Origin of the sequence: Enterobacter cloacae complex sp. P16RS2 (genome assembly GCF_014982155.1) — a bacterium.
GTDB lineage: Bacteria > Pseudomonadota > Gammaproteobacteria > Enterobacterales > Enterobacteriaceae > Enterobacter > Enterobacter cloacae_M.
Genome location: NZ_JADCKW010000075.1, coordinates 1 through 223, shown reverse-complemented (window position 1 = coordinate 223; position 223 = coordinate 1). Strand labels below are relative to the sequence as shown.

Sequence of the window (223 nt, the reverse complement as noted above, 5' to 3'; positions counted from 1 at the left end):
CCAGATTTTTAAAGAGCAAATATCTCAAACGTCACCCGAAGATGAGTTTTGAGATATGACGGCAGGTGACTTTCACTCACGAACCAGCAAGTGGCGTCCCCTAGGGGATTCGAACCCCTGTTACCGCCGTGAAAGGGCGGTGTCCTGGGCCTCTAGACGAAGGGGACGTGTAAGTCTCAATCGCAAGACGCCTTGCTATTTACTTTTCATCAGACAATCTGTG

The 223-nt window shown here is 49.8% G+C and carries 1 tRNA gene; it reads right to left on the bottom strand.

Features of this window, described 5'->3' with window-relative positions:
* Positions 1-91: 91 nt before the first annotated feature.
* Positions 92-167, bottom strand: a tRNA-Glu gene (locus INF68_RS22920).
* Positions 168-223: the final 56 nt, after the last annotated feature.